Below are 20,590 nucleotides of genomic sequence, written 5' to 3'. Positions count from 1 at the left end.
GCGCCCGAGTACTTCTCCCTGCTCCCTTCCTCGCACTCACCTGAATTTACTGCGCATCTTTGCTGCCCTGAGAGCGCTGCGCCTCTCTTTCTCCTCCCGCTTCCTCCCTTCCCCCCTCCCCCCGCCCCCTCCCTCCCCCCCCCCCCCCACTCCCCAACCCCCACACCCCCCCCCCCCCTCTCCGCGGCCCTCCCCCCTCCCCCACGCGGGCGAGGCCGGGGAGGCGCGGGCTCAGAAGCCGAAGTCCTGGGTCCACCACGGACCGCCGTCCGCGAAGTGGACGCCCACGCCCAGCGCCTTGTAGTCGCAGTTCAGGATGTTGGCGCGATGGCCGTCACTGGCCATCCAGGACTTCATCACCGCGGCGGCGTCGACCTGGCCGCGGGCGATGTTCTCGCCGCCGAGGTTCATGACGCCCGCCCTCTCGGCGCGGGTCCAGGGCGAGTCGCCGTCGGGATCGGTGTGGTCGAAGAAGTTCCGCGCGGCCATGTCCGCGCTGAAGGCGCCGGCCAGGGCGGCGAGCTCGGCGTCCGAGCGGACGGCGACGCAGCCGACCTTGGCGCGCTCCAGGTTCACGAGCCGCACGACCTCGGCCTCCGCGGCCTGCTCGCGCTCGGTCACGGAGCGGACGGCGGTCGACGGGGAGGGCGGGACCACGGTGACCGGGGCCTGGGTGGGCCGGGCCGTCCTCGTGGGCGCGGGCGGGGGCGTGGTCCTGGGCTTCGAGGGCTTCGGGCTCGGGGTCGCGGTCTTCGCCGGAGTGGGCTTCGGTGACGGGGTCGCCGAGGGCGAGGCCGCCCTGCCGTTCGCCGTCCCCTTGCCCGCGCCGCCGTCCCGGTTCGCCGACGGGCCCGCCGGGGAGACCGAGGAGCCGCCCTGGGTGGTCAGTCGCGGGGCCTGCCGTTCGGCCTCCACCCGCGGCGTCTCCTTGCCGGAGTTGCCGACCGAGAACGTCTCGCCGCCGGGCAGCAGGCCCGAGGCGACACCGATCGCGCCGACCGCGACCGCCGCGGAGATGCCGAGCAGCCCGGTGCGTACGGGCGCGCCGCGCCGTTCGCCGCGATGCCTTCCCATCCGCTCGCCTCCTGACCTCTGGATCTCTGAACCGGATCTGTGAACCGCGTTCTTTGCCGATCTTTGCTTTCGCGGGGCTCCCGGAGGAGCGGTGCAACCGGGCTCCGCCGATCGGGTGAGCCCCGTTCCGCACGGACTGTACGCCATGACATGCGGGGCTGACGTGCTCCTTCCGTAATCCGCCCGTTAGCGTGCAGGCATGACTGACGACGTACGGATGACCGCCTGGGTGCGCGGCCGGGTACAGGGAGTGGGCTTCCGCTGGTTCACCAGGGCAAACGCGCTGGAGATCGGAGGGCTCGTCGGCTTCGCCCTGAACCTCGACGACGGCCGGGTCCAGGTGGTGGCCGAGGGGCCGAGTGAGAATTGCCACCGTCTGCTCGACTGGCTCCGCTCCGGCGACACGCCCGGGCGCGTGGACGGAGTCACTGAGATCTGGGCCACCCCGCGCGGCGGCTACGAGACCTTCGCCATCCGCTGACGCCCCGCCCCGGCGACCCCTCGCGCACCCCCGTCCGACGGCTCCGAACGGTCTCGGACAGGGGTGCGGTGAACGGTCGCGGAAGCGAAAACGGCCTGGTGGTTGCCAAGAAGCACTTGCCGTGCCAGGCTGCGCGAGTAAGGATGATCTCCACGCCCCTCGGGCACCGAGTTGCGAGGCGCCGCCGCCCTTCCCGCGGCCGCATGCCCCCCGGTGACCCCTCGATGCAGGGCGTGATCGTGTTGACCGTCAAACTTTTTGGTGAGACTCTGGAAGCCCCCGCGCACCTCAGTTGTTCGACCGTGAGAACGGGCACGACAAAGAGCACGGTCGAGCACCGCGGGTGCGAATCCCTCACGACCCACACCGCTTCGGTCGGTCACTCAGTGTGGAGGACCATCCATCATGGCAAAGGCGCTTCTCGGTTACGTCGGCGGCTCCGACCCGCGACTCCTCGCCGAGATGCGACGGCTTCAGCAGCGCGTACAGGACCTGGAGTCCGAGCTGGTTCGGATCCAGTCGGAGAACGACGCGCTCACCGCTGCCGCCGCTCAGCACACGGGAGAGTCGCTGCTGGACAGCATCGATCTCGACGTCACCAAGGCGGAGCCTGCGCTCACCTGAGGTCTCAGCCCCGAGGGGCCAGGTGAGAAACACTCTCGCCAGCACAGCTGGATATGCAAGGGACGCTTCGGCGTCCCTTCTTTCTTGCGCACCTTTTTCTCGCGCAGCCCCCTGCCCCCATGTCCCACCCTCCTTGGCTGAGGGTGTGCCCTGCACGTTCATGGGTGAAACCCGAGACCCCGGGTAGAGTCCGCAGGCGTGCACCTCAAGGCCCTGACGCTCCGCGGTTTCAAGTCGTTCGCCTCCGCCACCACGCTGCGGTTCGAACCGGGAATCACCTGCGTCGTCGGGCCCAACGGCTCGGGCAAGTCCAACGTCGTGGACGCACTGTCCTGGGTCATGGGGGAGCAGGGAGCCAAGTCGCTGCGCGGCGGCAAGATGGAGGACGTCATCTTCGCCGGCACGACCGGGCGGCCGCCGCTCGGCCGCGCCGAGGTCTCGCTGACCATCGACAACTCCGACGGCGCGCTGCCCATCGACTACGCCGAGGTCACCATCACCCGGATCATGTTCCGCGGCGGCAGCAGCGAGTACCAGATCAACGGCGACACCTGCCGGCTGCTCGACATCCAGGACCTGCTCTCCGACTCCGGCATCGGCCGCGAGATGCACGTCATCGTCGGCCAGGGCCAGCTCGACTCCGTGCTGCACGCCGACCCCATGGGCCGCCGCGCCTTCATCGAGGAGGCCGCGGGCGTCCTCAAGCACCGCAAGCGCAAGGAGAAGGCGCTGCGGAAGCTCGACGCGATGCAGGCCAACCTGGCCCGCGTCCAGGACCTCACCGACGAACTGCGCCGCCAGCTCAAACCGCTCGGCAGGCAGGCTGCCGTCGCGCGGCGCGCCGCCGTCATCCAGGCCGACCTGCGCGACGCGCGCCTGCGACTGCTCTCCGACGACCTCGTACGCCTCCGGGAGGCACTGAAGGCGGAGGTCGCCGACGAGGCCGCGCTGCTCGCCCGCAAGGAGGCCACCGAGGCCGAACTGAAGGCGGCGCTCGCGAAGGAGGCCGCGCTGGAGGACGAGGCGCGCCGCCTCGCGCCGCGGCTCCAGCGCGCCCAGCAGACCTGGTACGAGCTGTCGCAGCTCGCCGAGCGGGTGCGGGGCACGGTCTCGCTCGCCGACGCGCGCGTGAAGAGCGCCACGGCGCAGCCGCCGGAGGAGCGGCGGGGCCGCGAGCCGGAGGACATGGAGCGCGAGGCCGCCCGGATCCGCGAGCAGGAGGCCGAGCTGGAGGCCGCCCTGGAGGCCGCCGAGCGGGCCCTGGAGGACACCGTCGCCCACCGCGCCGAACTCGAACGCGCCCTCGCCGTCGAGGAGCGCCGCCTCAAGGACGTCGCCCGCGCCATCGCCGACCGCAGGGAGGGCCTGGCCCGGCTGCACGGCCAGGTCAACGCGGCCCGCTCGCGCGCCGCGTCCGCCCAGGCCGAGATCGACCGGCTCGCCGCCGCGCGCGACGAGGCACAGGAACGCGCGGTGGCCGCGCAGGAGGAGTACGAGCAGCTGAAGGCCGAGGTCGACGGCCTCGACGCGGACGACACCGAGCTGGCCGAGCGCCACGAGGCCGCCCGCCGCGAGCTCGCCGACGCGGAGGCCGCGCTCACCGCGGCCCGCGAGGCCGCCGCCGACGCCGACCGCGCCCGCGCCGCGACCCGCGCCCGCCACGACGCCCTCGCCCTCGGCCTGCGCCGCAAGGACGGCACGGGCGCGCTGCTCGCCGCCGGCCTCACCGGCCTCCTCGGCCCGGCGGCGGAGCTGCTGACCGTCACCCCCGGCTACGAGATCCCCGTCGCCGCGGCCCTCGGCGCCGCGGCCGACGCCCTCGCCGTCACGGACCCGGCCACGGCGGCCGAGGCCCTGCGCCTCCTCCGCAAGCAGGACGCCGGCCGTGCGTCGCTGCTGCTCGCCGGGGCAGACGAGCCGGCCGGGCCGCCCGCCGTCGACGGCACCACCCCGGCGGCCCGGCTGGTCGGCGGACCGGCCGAACTCATGGGCGCCGTACGCCGCTTGCTGCAGGACGTGGTCGTCGTCGACGGGCTCGACGAGGCCGTGGACATGGTGCGGGCGCACCCGGGGCTCGTCGCGGTCACCGCCGAGGGCGATCTGCTCGGGGCGCACCTCGCGCAGGGCGGGTCCGCCGGGGCGCCGAGCCTGCTGGAGGTGCAGGCGTCCGTGGACGAGGCGGCGGCCGAGCTCGCCGGGCTCGACGTGCGGTGCGGAGAGCTGGAGGCGGCGAAGGAGGCCGCCGTCGAGCGGCGGCGTGCCGCGGCCGCTCTAGTTGAGGAGCTGGGCGAGCGGCGGCGGGCCGCGGACCGGGAGAAGTCGGCCGTGGCGCAGCAGCTCGGGCGGCTCGCCGGACAGGCCAGGGGAGCGGCGGGGGAGGCCGAGCGCACCGCCGCCGCGGCGGCGCGCGCCGCGGAGGCCCTGGACAGGGCGCTGGCCGAGGCGGAGGAGCTGACCGAGCGGCTGCTGGTGGCGGAGGAGAACGCCTCCTCGGGAGACGGAGGGGACGACGAGCCCGACACGTCCGTGCGCGACCGTCTCGCGATCGACGGTTCCAACGCGCGCCAGACCGAGATGGAGGCCCGGCTCCAGGTCCGTACCCACGAGGAGCGGGTCAAGGGCCTCGCCGGCCGGGCCGACTCCCTGGACCGGGCGGCCCGCGCCGAGCGCGAGGCGCGGGCCCGCGCCGAGCAGCGCCGGGCCCGGCTGCGCCACGAGGCGGAGGTCGCCACGGCGGTCGCGTCGGGCGCCCGTCAGCTGCTCGCCCACGTCGAGGTCTCGCTGACCCGCGCCGAGCGGGAGCGGGAGCTCGCCGACGCGGCGAAGCGCGCCCGCGAGCAGGACGTCGCCGCCGCCCGTGGCCGGGGCCGTGACCTCAAGGCGGAGCTGGACAAGCTCACCGACTCGGTGCACCGGGGCGAGGTCCTGGGCGCCGAGAAGCGGTTGCGGATCGAGCAGCTGGAGGCCCGCTCCCTGGAGGAACTGGGCGTGGAGCCGGCGGTGCTGGTCGAGGAATACGGCCCGCACCAGCCCGTACCGCCGTCGCCGCCCGCCGAGGGCGAGGAGCTGCCGGACGACCCGGAACACCCGCGCAACCAGCCGCGGCCCTTCGTCCGTGCGGAGCAGGAGAAGCGGCTCAAGGCCGCCGAACGGGCGTACCAGCAGCTCGGCAAGGTGAATCCGCTCGCCCTCGAGGAGTTCGCCGCTCTCGAGGAGCGGCACCAGTTCCTCTCCGAGCAGCTGGAGGACCTGAAGAAGACCCGGGCGGACCTCCTTCAGGTCGTGAAGGAGGTGGACCTCCGGGTCGAGCAGGTCTTCACCGAGGCGTACCGGGACACGGCCCGCGAGTTCGAGGGCGTCTTCAGCAGGCTCTTCCCGGGCGGCGAGGGCCGGCTGGTCCTCACCGACCCCGACGACATGCTCACCACCGGCGTCGACGTCGAGGCCCGCCCGCCGGGCAAGAAGGTCAAGCGGCTCTCGCTGCTGTCCGGCGGCGAGCGCTCGCTGACGGCCGTGGCGCTGCTGGTCTCCATCTTCAAGGCGCGGCCCAGCCCGTTCTACGTGATGGACGAGGTCGAGGCGGCACTGGACGACACCAACCTCCAGCGGCTGATCCGGATCATGCAGGAGCTCCAGGAGTCCTCGCAGCTGATCGTCATCACGCACCAGAAGCGGACGATGGAGGTCGCCGACGCGCTGTACGGCGTGTCGATGCAGGGTGACGGCGTCTCGAAGGTCATCAGCCAGCGGCTGCGCTGACCGGGCCCCGAGGGGCTCACTTCAAGATCAATTCAACTTGTGAACGCAAGGTGCCTCGCAGTGCGTTTCAAGTCATACGACATCAGGTATTGACTTCGAAACCTGAAGGCATAGTCTCTGCAACGTTGCTTTTACCTTCAAGTGGTGCGCGGCGTGAAGTTGTGCCCCACTGGAAGGGCTCGCCCCCCACCGCACCGGCGACGCTGCCGGAGCCCCGAGGAGTCCCCCGTGACCAGCACCGCGCAGGCGCCCACACCGCCTTCGTCCGAAGGCCGAGCGGCCCATCCGGACCACATCGGACACGTCATCTTCATCACGGCCTCGGCCGCGATGGGCGGCTTCCTCTTCGGCTACGACAGCTCCGTCATCAACGGCGCCGTCGAGGCCATCCGCGACCGCTACGACATCGGCTCCGCGGCCCTCGCCCAGGTCATCGCCATCGCCCTGATCGGCTGCGCCATCGGCGCCGCCACCGCCGGCCGGATCGCCGACCGCATCGGCCGGATCCGCTGCATGCAGATCTCCGCCGCGCTCTTCGCGGTCAGCGCCGTGGGCTCCGCCCTGCCCTTCGCCCTCTGGGACCTGGCCTTCTGGCGGATCGTCGGCGGCTTCGCCATCGGCATGGCCTCCGTGATCGGCCCCGCCTACATCGCCGAGGTCGCCCCCGCCGCGTACCGCGGCCGCCTCGGCTCCTTCCAGCAGGCCGCCATCGTCATCGGCATCGCCATCTCCCAGCTGGTCAACTGGGGCATCCTCAACCTCGCCGACGGCGACCAGCGCGGCGAGATCGCGGGCCTCGAGGCCTGGCAGTGGATGCTCGGCGTGATGGTCGTCCCCGCCGTCCTCTACGGCCTGCTCTCCTTCGCGATCCCCGAGTCCCCGCGCTTCCTCATCTCCGTCGGCCGCGTCGACCGGGCCAAGGAGGTGCTCGCCGAGGTCGAGGGCCACGGCGTCGACCTGGACCGCCGCGTCGCCGAGATCGACCTGGCCATGCGCAGCGAGCACAAGTCCACCTTCCGGGACCTGCTGGTCGCCGGCACGAAGTCGAAGCTGCTGCCCATCGTCTGGGTCGGCATCGGACTCTCCGTCTTCCAGCAGCTCGTCGGCATCAACGTCGCCTTCTACTACTCCGCGACGCTCTGGCAGTCCGTCGGAGTCGACCCGTCGAGCTCGTTCTTCTACTCGTTCACCACGTCGATCATCAACATCGTCGGCACCGTGATCGCGATGGTCCTGGTCGACCGGGTCGGCCGCAGGCCGCTCGCCCTCGTCGGCTCCGTCGGCATGGCGATCGCCCTCGCCTTCGAGGCCTGGGCCTTCTCCGCCGACCTCGTCGACGGCAAGCTGCCCACCGCGCAGGGCGTCGTGGCGCTCGTCGCCGCCCACGTCTTCGTGCTCTTCTTCGCCCTCTCGTGGGGCGTGGTGGTCTGGGTCTTCCTCGGCGAGATGTTCCCCAACCGCATCCGCGCCGCCGCCCTCGGCGTCGCCGCCTCCGCGCAGTGGATCGCCAACTGGGCCATCACCGCGAGCTTCCCGTCCCTCGCGGACTGGAACCTCTCCGGCACCTACGTCATCTACACGGTCTTCGCCGTGCTCTCCGTCCCCTTCGTGCTCAGGTACGTGAAGGAGACCAAGGGCAAGGCGTTGGAGGAGATGGGCTAAACCCCGCTGCCCTCTCCTCACCCACGAGAACTGCCCCGGCCCGAGGTCTGCGCCCCGAGCCGGGGCAGTACGTTCTCGCAGAACAGCCGCACGCTCCGCCAGCCCTCCTCGACCGGCATCCCGCCGCACAGCGGATGCAGCACCAGACTGTCCAGCTCCCCGCCGAGCGCCACGCACTCCTCCGGCGTCACCACCCGGTACACGCCCTCCGCGCGCAGCTCCGGCACCGTCGTCGCCGCCGAACGCACCGCCGACCGGATGTCCTTCGACTGCCAGGAGGCATAGGTCCGCGCCTCGTGCAGGAAGTGCTCCCCGTACTCCGCCCAGGTCCGGTCCGGATCCTCCGATACGTGCAGCAGCGGTGTCTCGCGCGCCGGCATCATCGTCCAGCCCCCCGTGCCGAACGCGGCGCACTGCTCCCGGTAGTACGCCTCCAGCTCCGGCAGGTGCGCGCTCGGGAACAGTGGCAGCCCCAGCCGGGCCGCCCGCCGCGCCGCCGCCTTCGACGAGCCGCCGACGAGCAGCAGCGGATGCGGCTGCGTGAAGGGCCGCGGGGTGACCCGTACCGTACGGCCCTGATACGTGAAGGGCTCGCCCGACCAGGCGGCCAGCAGGGTCTCCAGGAGCAGGTCCTGCAGCCTGCCGCGGCGGCCCCAGTCGACGCCGCGCTCCTCGTACTCCTCGGGCCGGTAGCCGATCCCGGCGACCGTCACCAGCCGCCCGCCGCTCAGCAGGTCCAGGACGGCGATCTCCTCCGCGAGCCGCAGCGGGTCGTGCAGCGGCCCGATGATCGCCGAGACGGTCACCGCGATCTTCTTCGTCGCGCCGAAGACGGCGCCCGCGAAGGCGAAGGGGGAGGGGAGCCAGTTGTTCTCGGCGCCGTGGTGCTCCTCGGTCTGCACGGTGTCCACGCCGTGCGCGTCTGCGTAGGCCGCCATCTCCACGGCCGCCCGGTAGCGGGCCGAGAGGGAGGCCGGACCGGCGTGCGGATCGACGAGGTTGAAGCGGATGACGGTGAACGGCACGGGAAGTCCCCCTCCGCGGGTGGGATGCCTGCGAAGGGGGACGTTATCTGACGCTGCGTCAGATGGAAACGGTCTCGCGCGCCCCGGCCGCGGCCGCCGCGGTCCGCGCCGACCCGCGCTCCCGCGGCAGCACCGCGTACAGCACACCGGCGACCACGATCGTCGCCGCCCAGCCCAGGCCGTTCCTCCCGATCCACGAGGAGGCCAGCGGGCCGGCGAACCAGTCGACCCTGGTGAACAGCAGACCCGCCGCCAGAGCCACGCCCCACGCCGTCATCGCCTGCCACGCGAAACCGCCCCGGTACCAGTACGCGCTGCTCCGCGTGGTGTCCATCAGCGCCTCCGCGTCGTACGTCCGGCGGCTCAGCATGTCGACGCCGAAGACCCCGATCCACGCCGAGAACGCCACCGCCAGCAGCGTGAGGAACGAGATGAACGAGCCGATGAAGCTGCTCGCCACCACCATCAGCAGGAAGCCGAAGACCAGGCTGATCACCGCGTTCACGCTCACCGCCGCCGCCCGCGACACCCGGATGCCGAGCGTCTGCGCCGTGAAGCCCGCCGAGTACATCGACATCGAGTTGATCAGCAGCATCCCGATCAGCGCGATCAGCAGGTACGGCACCGAGATCCAGGCCGGCAGCAGCTCGCCGATGAAGGACACCGGGTCCTGCGCCGAGGCCAGGTCCGGCGTCGCCACCGCCATCACCGCGCCCATCAGCACCATCGGCAGCACCACGATCCCCGCCCCGCCGACCGTCGAGCCGACCACGCCCCTCGACGAGGCCGTGCGCGGCAGGTAGCGCGTGAAGTCCGGGCCCGACGGCACCCAGCTGATGCCGCCCGCCGCGATCGTGCCGACGCCCGCGACCAGCATCGCCGTCGAGCCGGCCGGCTTCGCGAAGACCGCCGACCAGTCCGTGTTCGCCACCAGGTAGACCAGCACGAGCACCGAGAAGGCGCCGAAGAGGTACGTCGACCAGGTGCTGCACACCCGCAGAGCGGTGATCCCGAGCCCCGACACCAGGAAGGTGCAGGACACGAAGGCCAGCAGCGTCACCACGATGAGGAAGGTGTTCGACCTCACGCCGAAGAGCAGATCCAGCACGGTGAGCACCGCGTAGGCGCCGGTGACCGCGTTGATGGTCTCCCAGCCCCAGCGCGCCACCCAGATCAGCGAGCCGGGAAAAAGGTTTCCCCGCTGGCCGAAGACGGCCCGCGACAGCGCCATGCCCGGCGCGCCACCGCGCTTCCCGGCGATCGAGATCAGGCCGACGATCCCGTACGACAGGACCGGCGCGGCCACCGCCACGCACAGGACCTGCCAGAAGTTCAGGCCGTTGAACACGACCAGGCCGGCGCCCATGGTGAGCAGCAGCACACTGATGTTGGCCGCGACCCAGGTCGGGAACAGCTCGCGGACCCGGCCGGTCCGCTCGGCGTCGGGCACGGGTTCGAGGCCGCGGCTCTCCATGGTGCCGCCGCTCTGCGCGCCTTCGGTCTCGGACGCGTGGGGCATAGGGGTACTCCGTCGTACAGATGTGGGGGAACCACACACTTTACGTGCAACGCCCCCGACCCCTTCACGGCGTGCTCCGCCCCCGGCCCCGTCGTGGCCGATACTGGGTGACGTTATGGAACTCATCCTTGCTGTAGTCATCGCTCTGGCCGTCGCGGTCGTCGTGACCGGCGGGCTCGTGGTCAGCGGTCGCAAGAAGAAGCAGCTGCCGCCGGCCGAGCCGCCGTCCACCACGCCGACCATCACCGCTCCGCCCGCCGAGCCGCATGTCGGCGACGAGGCGGAGACACCGCGGGAAGAACCACGCCGCACCGTCGAGGAGGTCGAGCTCCCCACCGCCCAGGCCCCCGAGGCCCCGGTGGTCGTCGAGGAGCCGGCCGCCGAGGAGCTCGCGGCTCCCGAGATCGAGGTACCCGAGCCGACCGCCGGCCGTCTCGTACGGCTCCGGGCCCGGCTCGCCCGCTCCCAGAACTCGCTCGGCAAGGGACTGCTCTCCCTGCTGTCCCGCGAGCACCTGGACGAGGACACCTGGGAGGAGATCGAGGAGACCCTCCTCACCGCCGACGTGGGCGTCGCGCCCACCCAGGAGCTGGTCGAGCGGCTGCGCGAGCGCGTGAAGGTGCTCGGCACCCGCACCCCCGAGGAGCTGCGCGGGCTGCTCCGCGAGGAGCTCGTCGCCCTCCTCGGCGACTTCGACCGCACCGTGAGGACGGAGAGCCCCGAGGACGTCCCGGGCGTCGTCATGGTCGTCGGCGTCAACGGCACCGGCAAGACCACCACCACCGGCAAGCTCGCCCGCGTCCTGGTAGCCGACGGCAAGTCCGTCGTCCTCGGCGCCGCCGACACCTTCCGTGCCGCCGCCGCCGACCAGCTCCAGACCTGGGGCGAGCGGGTCGGCGCGCGCACCGTGCGCGGCCCCGAGGGCGGCGACCCGGCGTCGATCGCGTTCGACGCGGTCAAGGAGGGCATCGCCGAGAAGGCCGACGTCGTCCTCATCGACACCGCCGGCCGGCTGCACACCAAGACCGGCCTCATGGACGAGCTCGGCAAGGTCAAGCGCGTCGTGGAGAAGCACGGCCCGCTCGACGAGGTGCTGCTCGTCCTCGACGCCACCACCGGCCAGAACGGTCTGATCCAGGCCCGCGTCTTCGCCGAGGTGGTCGACATCACCGGCATCGTCCTGACCAAGCTCGACGGCACCGCCAAGGGCGGCATCGTCGTCGCCGTCCAGCGCGAGCTGGGCGTCCCGGTCAAGCTGGTCGGCCTGGGCGAGGGCCCGGACGACCTGGCCCCCTTCGAGCCGGGCGCGTTCGTCGACGCCCTCATCGGGGACTGAGGCGTTCCGGCGCGCGACGCGCACGAGAAAGGGCCCCTGCCGCAGCTCAACGGCAGGGGCCCTTCCCGTCCTCGCGCCGCGCGCCCGTCAGCCGCGCGCCCGGTCAGAAGTGCGTGCGGTGGCAGATGTACGCGAGCGTGCCGAGCAGCAGCCGGGCCTGCGGCGGCGCCCCGGCCGTGTCCAGGGTCGGCGGGCGCAGCCAGCGGACCGGGCCGAGACCGCCCAGATCCGACGGCGGGGCCGTGACATGGGTTCCCGGACCCAGGCAGTGCAGGTCCAGATCGGCGTCGTCCCAGCCCATCCGGTAGAGCAGCTGCGGCAGCTCGGCCGCGGCGCCCGGGGCCACGAAGAACCGGGCTCGGCCCGTCGGCGTCGCGCACACCGGCCCGAGCGGCAGACCCATCCGCTCCAGCCGGACGAGGGCCCGGCGGCCCGCGGCCTCGGCGACCTCGATCACGTCGAAGGAGCGGCCGACCGGCAGCAGGATCGTCGCCCCCGGGTACTCCGACCACGCCTTGGTCGCCACGTCGAGGCCCGCGCCGGCCGGTACCGGCTCGGCGAAGGAGAGCGGATGCGCCCCCGGGGCCGTACAGGAGGGATCGCCGCAGGAGCACCGGCCGGCCGCCGCCCGCGCTCCCGGGACCACGTCCCAGCCCCACAGTCCGGTGTACTCGGCCACCGCTGTGCACTCCGTGGTGCGTACGCGGCGACGTGAGCCGGACCGCATCTCACGAATGCCGCCGATCGTGAAGCCCATGCCCCCTCCAACGGGTCGGACGCGCTGGTGGTTACGGACCGGAGACCCACCGTCACGATCTGCCACGGTCACCGCCGCCGCGGGCGTGCGGTGGTGTGGCCGGTGGTGCGGACCGCGACACGCGCCTCCTCGCGCCCCGGTTCGCCGACCCCGATCCTTCGCCTGTCAAGTGAATCGCGTTCCGCCCGTGGCGAGTTCATTCGAAGGGGTGGCGAATGGTGGCGTTTCTTGAAACGCCGTGCCCGGACGGGTGATCGTAGGATTACCTTCGGTACACGAACCCCGGGGCGAAGCGCACGCGCGGGTATGCCGGAGGCAACTCGTTTTTCCGTTCGAAGGAGCGAAAACGCCGGACGGGCACCGCGGAACACGGCATTCTGGCAAGGGTTCGCAGACGACATCAGGTGGATGGGGGCGTTCCAGTGGGCGGCAACGGCGCAGACGGTACGACTGCCGGCAAGCGCCCGAACGAGCAGCTGAGCTCGTGGTTCGTGCGCAGCGGCTGGTCGAAGGGCGAGCTGGCGCGCCAGGTGAACCGCAGGGCACGCCAGATGGGCGCGCACCACATCTCCACCGACACCTCCCGGGTGCGCCGCTGGCTCGACGGCGAACAGCCCCGCGAACCCATCCCGCGGATCCTCTCCGAGCTGTTCTCCGAGCGCTTCGGCTCCGTCGTCGCCGTCGAGGACCTCGGCCTGCGCACCGCCCACCAGTCGCCCTCCGTGTCCGGAGTCGACCTGCCCTGGGCCGGCCCCCAGACCGTCGCCCTGCTCAGCGAGTTCTCCCGCAGCGACCTGATGCTCGCCCGCCGCGGCTTCCTCGGCTCCTCGCTCCAGCTCGCCGCCGGGCCCGCCCTCATCGAGCCCATGCAGCGCTGGCTGGTGCCCACCCCGGTCGCCGAGCCCGAGCGGCCCGCGGCCGCCGCCGACGAGCGGCGCCCGCACCGGCTCTCGCCCGTCGAGCTCGACCTGCTCGAGTCCACCACCGCGATGTTCCGCCAGTGGGACGCCCAGTGCGGCGGCGGACTGCGCCGCAAGGCCGTCGTCGGCCAGCTCCACGAGGTCACCGACCTGCTCCAGGAGCCGCAGCCGCCCGCCGTCGCCCAGCGCCTGTTCAAGTGCGCCGCCGAACTCGCCGAACTGGCGGGCTGGATGAGCTACGACGTCGGTCTCCAGCCCACCGCCCAGAAGTACTTCGTGCTCGCCCTGCACGCCGCCAAGGAGGCCGGCGACAAGCCCCTCGGCTCGTACATCCTCTCCTCGATGAGCCGCCAGATGATCCACCTCGGCCGGCCCGACGACGCCCTCGAACTCATCCATCTGGCCCAGTACGGCAGTCGGGACTGCGCCACCCCGCGCACCCAGGCCATGCTGTATGCGATGGAGGCCCGCGCCTACGCCAACATGGGCCAGCCCTCCAAGTGCAAGCGGGCCGTGCGGATGGCCGAGGACACCTTCGCCGACGTCGGTCTCGACGGCGAGCCCGAGCCCGACTGGATCCGCTTCTTCTCCGAGGCCGAGCTCAACGGCGAGAACTCGCACTCCTACCGCGACCTCGCCTATGTCGCGGGCCGCTCGCCCACCTACGCCTCGCTCGCCGAGCCCGTCATGGAACGGGCCGTCGAACTCTTCGAGAAGGACCCCGAGCACCAGCGCTCGTACGCCCTCAACCTCATCGGCATGGCCACCGTCCACCTCCTCAAGCGCGAGCCCGAGCAGTCCGTCGTCCTCGCCGAGAAGGCCCTCGGCATCGCCCGCAAGGTCCGCTCCGAACGGGTCAACACCCGGCTCCGCAAGACCGTCGACACCGCCGCCCGCGACTACGGCGACGTCGCCGAGGTCGTCCAGCTCACCGACCGGCTCACCGCCCTGCTCCCCGAGACGGCCGAGGCCGTCTGAGCCCGGCGGACAGCGCCCCGTACCACCGCACCGCCCCGCAGACCCCGGCCGCGCCGGCCGTCCCGTAAGCCCGACTCGGCTCCCCCGCCGCAAGGACACACGGACGGACGGCGCGGCCGGCCGACGTCCTTGGCGCGGGACGACGGATGGTACGCCCGTTACCTCCCCGTGACCCTGGCGTTCACGACCGCGTAACACGCCCCGCCCCTTCGTCACTGCGGCGAAACATCGAGCGGCATCGGCGGAAACCGGCCTGCGCGAATCTCTGGCTCATAACCGGCCACCCCTCATGGCCGAGCCGCTCTCCGGCCCCGCCCCCGCACAGGCCGTACCGACGACGAGGAGACGCCGATGGCAGCAGCCATCACGACCCTGGCGGCAGACACGCCCACGCTGTCCGCCGCGAACACCGGGTTCATGCTCATCTGCTCCGCCCTGGTCATGCTGATGACCCCGGCCCTCGCCTTCTTCTACGGAGGCATGGTCCGCGTCAAGTCCACCCTCAACATGCTGATGATGAGCTTCATCAGCCTCGGGATCGTCACGGTCCTGTGGGTGCTCTACGGCTTCAGCATCGCCTTCGGCACCGACTCGGCCTCGCTCTTCGGCTGGTCCTCGGAATACGTCGGCCTCAGCGGCATCGGCATCACCGAACTGTGGCCCGGCTACACCATCCCGGTGTACGTCTTCGCCGTCTTCCAGCTGATGTTCGCCATCATCACCCCGGCCCTCATCAGCGGCGCCCTCGCCGACCGCGTCAAGTTCACCGCCTGGGCCCTGTTCATCACCCTCTGGGTCACGATCGTCTACTTCCCCGTCGCCCACTGGGTCTGGGGCACCGGCGGCTGGCTCTTCGAGATGGGCGTCATCGACTTCGCCGGCGGCACCGCCGTCCACATCAACGCCGGTGCCGCGGCCCTCGGCGTGATCCTCGTCATCGGCAAGCGCGTCGGCTTCAAGAAGGACCCGATGCGCCCGCACAGCCTCCCGCTGGTCATGCTCGGCGCCGGTCTCCTCTGGTTCGGCTGGTTCGGCTTCAACGCCGGCTCGTGGCTCGGCAACGACGACGGCGTCGGCGCGGTCATGTTCGTCAACACCCAGGTCGCCACCGCCGCCGCCATGCTCGCCTGGCTCATCTACGAGAAGCTGCGCCACGGCTCCTTCACCACCCTCGGCGCCGCCTCCGGCGCGGTCGCCGGCCTCGTCGCCATCACGCCCTCCGGCGGCTCCTGCTCCCCGCTCGGCGCGATCGCCATCGGCGCCGTCGCCGGCCTCCTCTGCGCCATGGCCGTCGGCCTCAAGTACAAGTTCGGCTACGACGACTCCCTCGACGTCGTCGGCGTCCACCTCGTCGGCGGAGTCGTCGGCTCCCTCCTCGTCGGATTCTTCGCCACCGGCGGCGTCCAGTCCGAGGCCAAGGGCCTCTTCTACGGCGGCGGCCTCGAGCAGCTCGGCAAGCAGGCGATCGGCGTCTTCTCCGTCCTCGCCTACTCTCTGATCGCCTCCGCGATCCTCGCCCTGGTCATCGACAAGACCATGGGCATGCGGGTCAGCGAGGACGACGAGGTCTCCGGCATCGACCAGGTCGAGCACGCCGAGACCGCGTACGACTTCAGCGGAGCCGGCGGAGGCATCGCCCCGCGCACCACCGCCGCAGCCGCCCCCGCCCCGACGCAGAACACGAAGGTGGACGCATGAAGCTCATCACCGCGGTCGTGAAGCCGCACCGGCTCGACGAGATCAAGGAGGCCCTGCAGGCGTTCGGCGTCCACGGGCTCACCGTCACCGAGGCCAGCGGATACGGCCGCCAGCGCGGCCACACCGAGGTCTACCGGGGCGCCGAGTACACCGTCGACCTCGTCCCCAAGATCCGCATCGAGGTCCTCGTCGAGGACGACGACGCCGAACAGCTCATCGACGTCGTCGTGAAGGCCGCCCGTACCGGCAAGATCGGTGACGGAAAGGTGTGGAGCGTGCCGGTCGAGACCGCCGTACGCGTCCGCACCGGCGAACGCGGACCCGACGCGCTGTAACCCCCGGAAACGGACAGGAGCCGCTGGTGACGAGCCTCGACACACACAAGGAAACCGAAGATTCGGGACCCAGCGGTTACGCGGCGGCCCGGCTGCGCCTTCTCACCGAGAAGGCGCGGTCCGGGCCGCCGCGCCGTACCGCCCTGGCCCGGCTCACCGACGACTGGCTCGCCGGACTGTTCGAGGCCGCCGCACCGCCACGCGGCATCGCCCTCGTCGCCGTCGGCGGCTACGGCCGCGGCGAACTCTCCCCGCGCAGCGACCTCGACCTGCTCCTGCTCCACGACGGCAGCACCGACTCCCGGACCGTCGCCGCCCTCGCCGACCGCCTCTGGTACCCCGTCTGGGACCTCGGCCTCGCCCTCGACCACTCCGTACGCACCACCGCCGAGGCCCGCCGCACCGCCGGCGAGGACCTCAAGGTGCAGCTCGGCCTCCTCGACGCCCGGCCCGTCGCCGGCGACCTCGGCCTCGTCGCCGCCCTGCGCACCGCCGTCCTCGCCGACTGGCGCAACCAGGCCACCCGCCGGCTCCCCGAACTCGACGCCCTGTGCCGCGAGCGCGCCGAACGCTCCGGCGAACTCCAGTACCTCCTCGAACCCGACCTCAAGGAGGCCCGCGGCGGCCTGCGCGACGCCCAGGCCCTGCGCGCCGTCGCCGCCTCCTGGCTCGCCGACGCCCCCCGCGAAGGACTCGACGACGCCCGCCGCCGCCTCCTCGACGCCCGCGACGCCCTCCACCTCGCCACCGGCCGCGCCACCGACCGCCTCGCCCTCCAGGAACAGGACGCCGTCGCCGCCGAACTCGGCCTCCTCGACGCCGACACCCTGCTCCGCGAGGTGTACGAGGCCGCCCGCACCGTCTCGTACGCCTCCGACGTCACCTGGCGCGAGGTGAACCGCGTCATCAGGGCCCGCACCGCCCGGCCGAAGCTCCGCACGTTCCTCGGCCGCTCCGGCGCCGCCCGTGCCGGGACCAAGGCGGCCGCCGCCCGCACCCCGCTCGCCGAAGGCGTCGTCGAGATGGACGGCGAGGCCGTCCTCGCCCTCGGCGCCCTCCCCCGAGCTCTCGGCTCCGGCCGAGCAGGGGGGACCCCCGTCGAACGCGACCCGGTCCTCCCGCTGCGCGCCGCCGCGGCCGCCGCCCAGGCCGGCCTGCCGCTGTCCCTGCACGCCGTGCGTCGGCTCGCCGCCACCGCCAGACCGCTCCCGGTGCCCTGGCCCGCCGAGGCCCGCGAGGCACTCGTCACCCTGCTCGGCGCCGGCGAGCCCACCGTCCCCGTCTGGGAGGCCCTGGAGGCCGAAGGCCTCGTCACCCGGCTCCTGCCCGACTGGGAACGCGTCCGCTGCCGCCCCCAGCGCAACCCCGTCCACACCTGGACCGTCGACCGGCACCTCGTCGAGACCGCCGTCCGCGCCGCCTCCCTCACCCGCCGCGTCCACCGGCCCGACCTGCTGCTCGTCGCCGCCCTCCTGCACGACATCGGCAAGGGCTGGCCCGGCGACCACTCCGTCGTCGGCGAGACCATCGCCCGCGACGTCGCCACCCGCATCGGCTTCGACCGCGCCGACACCGCCGTCATCGCCACCGTCGTCCGCCACCACCTCCTCCTCGTCGAGACCGCCACCCGGCGCGACCTCGACGACCCCGCCACCGTACGGACCGTCGCCGAGGCCGTCGGCACCCTCGGCACCCTCGAGCTCCTGCACGCCCTCACCGAGGCCGACGCCCTCGCCACCGGACCCGCCGTCTGGTCCTCCTGGCGTGCCTCGCTCGTCGCCGACCTCGTCAAACGTGTCGCCGGCGTCCTGGCGGGCGACGAACTGCCCGACCCGGAGGCCGCCGCGCCCAGCGCCGAACAGGAACGGCTCGGCATCGAGGCCCTGCGCACCGGCGAACCCGTCCTCGCCCTGCGCACCGAACCCGTCGAGGCGACCGAGGAACCCGAACCGGTCGGCGTGGAACTCCTCGTCGCCCTGCCCGAACGCCCCGGGGTGCTGCCCGCCGTCGCCGGCGTCCTCGCCCTGCACCGGCTCACCGTCCGCGCCGCCGAACTGCGCGCCGTCGCCCTGCCCCGCGAGCTCGGCGACGGACCCGTCCTGATCCTCGACTGGCGGGTCGCCGCCGAGTACGGCTCGCTGCCCGAGGCCCACCGGCTCCGCGCCGACCTGGTCCGCGCCCTCGACGGCTCCCTCGACGTGCCCGCCCGGCTCGCCGAACGCGACGCCGCCTACCCCAGGCGCCGCGGCGTCACCGCCCCGCCGCCCCGGGTCACCGTCGCCGAGGCCGGCTCCCGCCTGGCCACCGTCCTGGAGGTCCGCGCCCAGGACGCGCCCGGGCTGCTGCACCGCATCGGCCGCGCCCTGGAAGGCGCCGAGGTCCGGCTGCGCAGCGCCCACGTCTCGACCCTCGGCGCGAACGCCGTCGACACCCTGTACGTGACCCGCCCCGACGGCTCCCTGCTCGCCCCGGAGGAGGCGGCGGGGCTGGCCGCGGCACTGGAGGAGGCCCTGCGCTGACCACGTCGGGTGCCCTGCCGCGTACCGTCCAGGGCACCTGTACCCCCGGGCCGGATACCCTTGGGTGACTGCCCACCCCGACCCGAGGAATCGCGACCACCGTGTTCGATACGCTTTCCGACCGCCTCAGCGCGACTTTCAAGTCCCTCCGGGGTAAAGGCCGCCTCTCCGAGCAGGACATCGACACCGCGGCCCGGGAAATCCGTATCGCCCTGCTCGAGGCCGATGTCGCCCTCCCGGTCGTGCGCGCGTTCATCTCCCGCGTCAAGGAGCGGGCGCTCGGCGCCGAGGTCTCCAAGGCGCTGAACCCCTCGCAGCAGGTCATCAAGATCGTCAACGAGGAGCTCATCGGCATCCTCGGCGGCGAGACCCGCCGCCTGCGGTTCGCCAAGACCGCGCCGACCGTGATCATGCTCGCGGGTCTGCAGGGTGCCGGTAAGACCACCCTCGCCGGAAAGCTCGGTCTCTGGCTCAAGGGCCAGGGCCACTCCCCGCTGCTCGTCGCCTGTGACCTCCAGCGGCCCAACGCCGTCAACCAGCTCTCCGTCGTCGCCGACCGCGCGGGCGTGGCCTTCTACGGCCCGCAGCCGGGCAACGGCGTCGGCGACCCGGTCCAGGTCGCGAAGGACTCGATCGAGTACGCGCGCACCAAGCTGTTCGACGTCGTCGTCGTCGACACCGCCGGCCGCCTCGGCATCGACCAGGAGCTGATGCAGCAGGCCGCCGACATCCGCGACGCGGTCTCGCCCGACGAGATCCTCTTCGTCGTCGACGCCATGATCGGTCAGGACGCGGTCAACACGGCCGAGGCCTTCCGCGACGGCGTCGGCTTCGACGGCGTGGTGCTCTCCAAGCTCGACGGCGACGCCCGCGGTGGTGCCGCGCTCTCCATCGCGCACGTCACCGGCAAGCAGATCATGTTCGCCTCCAACGGCGAGAAGCTGGACGACTTCGACGCGTTCCACCCGGACCGCATGGCGTCCCGCATCCTCGGCATGGGCGACGTGCTCTCGCTCATCGAGAAGGCCGAGCAGACCTTCAGCCAGGAAGAGGCCGCCAAGATGGCCTCCAAGCTGGCGTCCAAGAAGGGTCAGGAGTTCACGCTCGACGACTTCCTGGCGCAGATGGAGCAGGTCCGCAAGATGGGCTCCATCTCCAAGCTCCTCGGCATGCTGCCCGGCATGGGCCAGATGAAGGAGCAGATCGCCAACATCGACGAGCGCGAGGTCGACCGCGTCGGCGCCATCATCAAGTCGATGACCCCGGCCGAGCGCCAGGACCCGACGATCATCAACGGCTCGCGCCGCGCCCGTATCGCCAAGGGTTCCGGCGTCGAGGTCAGCGCCGTCAAGGGCCTGGTGGAGCGCTTCTTCGAGGCCCGCAAGATGATGTCGCGCATGGCCCAGGGCGGCGGCATGCCGGGCATGCCGGGCATCCCGGGCATGGGCGGCGGCCCCGGCCGGCAGAAGAAGCAGGTCAAGCAGGCCAAGGGCAAGCGCAAGAGCGGCAACCCGATGAAGCGGAAGGCCGAGGAGCAGGCCGCCCAGGCGAAGCGCGAGCAGGCCCAGGCCGGCGGCGCCTTCGGTCTGCCGGCGGCGGGCCAGGGCCCGGGCGACTTCGAGCTGCCGGACGAGTTCAAGAAGTTCATGGGCTGACGGCTTCCGGCCGTACGAGGCCGAGGCCGAGGTCGCGACCGACATCGAGGTCATGACCGGCGCTGAGGTCGACCGACGTCGAGGCCGAGACCGAGACCGTACGAAGGGGCCCGGGGGGGTGGGGAAACGACCCCGGGCCCCTTTTCTCCGGTCCGCCCCCCCTTCACGCCCGGAACGACCCAGTCTTTTATACTTGGGGCCCTTCCCCCCCCAAGAGAGCCCCTTGCCCACCCCCTCCCCCCCCCCGA

The 20,590-nt window shown here is 72.3% G+C and carries 14 protein-coding genes; 10 read left to right on the top strand and 4 right to left on the bottom strand.

Features of this window, described 5'->3' with window-relative positions:
• Positions 1-231 precede the first annotated feature (231 nt).
• On the bottom strand, positions 232-1,074 hold the full coding sequence (locus ACFWJO_RS09295) for a CAP domain-containing protein (protein ID WP_386864127.1): 843 nt from the start codon (positions 1,072-1,074) through the stop codon (positions 232-234).
• Positions 1,075-1,273: 199 nt separating this feature from the next.
• Here ACFWJO_RS09295 and ACFWJO_RS09290 point away from each other — a divergent pair, with 199 nt between their 5' ends.
• The 4 genes from ACFWJO_RS09290 (at position 1,274) to ACFWJO_RS09275 (ending at position 7,600) form a co-directional block, all read left to right on the top strand.
• Positions 1,274-1,555 (top strand): acylphosphatase, encoded by a 282-nt coding sequence (locus ACFWJO_RS09290; RefSeq protein ID WP_384422977.1) that lies wholly within the window; start codon positions 1,274-1,276, stop codon positions 1,553-1,555.
• 405 nt (positions 1,556-1,960) lie between these two features.
• Complete coding sequence (locus ACFWJO_RS09285) at positions 1,961-2,179, top strand: hypothetical protein (protein ID WP_365348954.1); 219 nt, start codon at positions 1,961-1,963, stop codon at positions 2,177-2,179.
• A 198-nt stretch (positions 2,180-2,377) separates the two neighbouring features.
• Entirely contained in the window at positions 2,378-5,938 is a 3,561-nt protein-coding gene (gene smc / locus ACFWJO_RS09280; protein ID WP_386864126.1) for a chromosome segregation protein SMC, read from the top strand.
• A 228-nt stretch (positions 5,939-6,166) separates the two neighbouring features.
• Positions 6,167-7,600, top strand: coding sequence for a sugar porter family MFS transporter (locus ACFWJO_RS09275; RefSeq protein ID WP_386864125.1), 1,434 nt, complete (start codon positions 6,167-6,169; stop codon positions 7,598-7,600).
• 17 nt (positions 7,601-7,617) lie between these two features.
• On the opposite strand, the gene ACFWJO_RS09270 is transcribed toward ACFWJO_RS09275, so the two are convergent.
• The gene (locus ACFWJO_RS09270; protein ID WP_386864124.1) at positions 7,618-8,625 is read right to left on the bottom strand and encodes an LLM class flavin-dependent oxidoreductase; all 1,008 of its coding nucleotides are present in this window, start codon (positions 8,623-8,625) and stop codon (positions 7,618-7,620) included.
• A 58-nt stretch (positions 8,626-8,683) separates the two neighbouring features.
• Positions 8,684-10,144: a cytosine permease gene (locus ACFWJO_RS09265; RefSeq protein ID WP_386864123.1), complete on the bottom strand. Its 1,461-nt coding sequence runs from the start codon at positions 10,142-10,144 to the stop codon at positions 8,684-8,686.
• 115 nt (positions 10,145-10,259) lie between these two features.
• Here ACFWJO_RS09265 and ftsY point away from each other — a divergent pair, with 115 nt between their 5' ends.
• The gene (ftsY, locus tag ACFWJO_RS09260) at positions 10,260-11,480 is read left to right on the top strand and encodes a signal recognition particle-docking protein FtsY (RefSeq protein ID WP_384422968.1); all 1,221 of its coding nucleotides are present in this window, start codon (positions 10,260-10,262) and stop codon (positions 11,478-11,480) included.
• Between the two features lie 103 nt (positions 11,481-11,583).
• Here ftsY and ACFWJO_RS09255 read toward each other — a convergent pair whose 3' ends face one another.
• Positions 11,584-12,237: a bifunctional DNA primase/polymerase gene (locus ACFWJO_RS09255; protein ID WP_386864122.1), complete on the bottom strand. Its 654-nt coding sequence runs from the start codon at positions 12,235-12,237 to the stop codon at positions 11,584-11,586.
• 422 nt (positions 12,238-12,659) lie between these two features.
• Here ACFWJO_RS09255 and ACFWJO_RS09250 point away from each other — a divergent pair, with 422 nt between their 5' ends.
• From ACFWJO_RS09250 to ffh, 5 genes are all read left to right on the top strand, one after another.
• Positions 12,660-14,135 carry a hypothetical protein gene (locus ACFWJO_RS09250; RefSeq protein ID WP_386864121.1) on the top strand — a complete coding sequence of 492 codons (1,476 nt, stop codon included), beginning with the start codon at positions 12,660-12,662 and terminating at the stop codon, positions 14,133-14,135.
• A 351-nt stretch (positions 14,136-14,486) separates the two neighbouring features.
• The gene (locus ACFWJO_RS09245; protein WP_386864120.1) at positions 14,487-15,833 is read left to right on the top strand and encodes an ammonium transporter; all 1,347 of its coding nucleotides are present in this window, start codon (positions 14,487-14,489) and stop codon (positions 15,831-15,833) included.
• Complete coding sequence (locus tag ACFWJO_RS09240) at positions 15,830-16,168, top strand: P-II family nitrogen regulator (protein ID WP_004924863.1); 339 nt, start codon at positions 15,830-15,832, stop codon at positions 16,166-16,168. The genes ACFWJO_RS09245 and ACFWJO_RS09240 overlap by 4 nt, the downstream gene beginning before the upstream one ends.
• Before the next feature lie 26 nt (positions 16,169-16,194).
• Positions 16,195-18,687, top strand: a complete 2,493-nt coding sequence (locus tag ACFWJO_RS09235; protein ID WP_386864119.1) for a [protein-PII] uridylyltransferase — start codon at positions 16,195-16,197, stop codon at positions 18,685-18,687.
• A 101-nt stretch (positions 18,688-18,788) separates the two neighbouring features.
• The gene (gene ffh, locus ACFWJO_RS09230; protein ID WP_386864118.1) at positions 18,789-20,342 is read left to right on the top strand and encodes a signal recognition particle protein; all 1,554 of its coding nucleotides are present in this window, start codon (positions 18,789-18,791) and stop codon (positions 20,340-20,342) included.
• The last annotated feature ends 248 nt before the right edge of the window (positions 20,343-20,590 follow it).

Origin of the sequence: Streptomyces sp. NPDC127092 (assembly GCF_042722475.1) — a bacterium.
GTDB lineage: Bacteria > Actinomycetota > Actinomycetes > Streptomycetales > Streptomycetaceae > Streptomyces.
Note: the sequence above shows the minus strand (reverse complement) of the source record. Positions and strands in the feature narration are given on the sequence as shown.